The sequence below is a fragment of the Phormidium sp. CCY1219 genome, assembly GCF_035615515.1.
In the GTDB taxonomy this organism is placed as follows: Bacteria; Cyanobacteriota; Cyanobacteriia; order Cyanobacteriales; family Laspinemataceae; genus CCY1219.
In genome coordinates, this window is record NZ_JAJENT010000639.1 from 1 (window position 1) to 967 (window position 967).

At 54.9% G+C, this 967-nt stretch carries 1 pseudogene; it reads left to right on the forward strand.

The window, feature by feature from the left end:
* Positions 1-967 (forward strand): annotated as a pseudogene (locus LKK83_RS18265) (WD40 repeat domain-containing protein); the annotation flags it as partial.

Genomic DNA, 967 nt, shown 5'->3' on the forward strand with positions numbered 1-967 from the left:
AGTAGCCATTACCCCCGAAGGGAAACGAGCGGTCTCGATATCGTATGAGAAAACCCTGAAACTGTGGGATTTGGAGATCGGAACGGAACTCGCCACTCTAGAAGGGCATAGTTACGAGGTAACAGCAGTCACTCTTGACGGGAAACGAGCGGTCTCGGCACTCGCCACTCTAGAAGGGCATAGTGGCAATGTAAATGCAGTAGCTATCACTCCTGACGGGAAACGAGCGGTCTCGGCATCGAATGATAAAACCCTGAAACTGTGGGATTTGGAGACGGGGACAAAACGGGCTACCCCCAGAGCGCATAGTGGCTCGGTAAATGCAGTAGCCATTACCCCCGACGGGAAACGAGCGGTCTCGGCATCGGGGTATTATTATAATTATAACACCTTGAAACTGTGGGATTTGGAGAGGGGGACGAAACTGGCCACCCTCACCGGGCATAGTGCGTGGGTAAATGCAGTAGCCATTACCCCCGACGGGAAACGAGCGGTCTCGGCATCGAATGATAAAGCTGGGGTGGAAGTTCGGTATAGCGCACCGTATGGAGATGGGAAACGAGCCGTCTCGGCATCGAATGATAAAACCCTGAAACTGTGGGATTTGGAGAGGGCGAGGGAACTGGCTACCCTCACCACGCATAGTTTCAGGGTAAATGCAGTAGCGATCGCCCCGGACGGGAAACGAGCCGTCTTGGCATCGTATGAGAAAACCCTGAAACTGTGGGATTTGGAGAGGGCGAGGGAACTGGCCCCCCTCAGCGGGCATAGTAGCTGGGTAACAGCAGTAGCGATCGCCCCCGACGGGAAACGAGCACTTTCGGCATCGTCGGATAAAACCCTGAAACTGTGGGATTTGGAGACCGGAACGGAACTGGCCACCCTCACTTGGCATAGTGACTGGGTACTAGCAGTAGCGATCGCCCCGGACGGGAAACGAGCCGTCTCGGCATCCGATGATCAAACC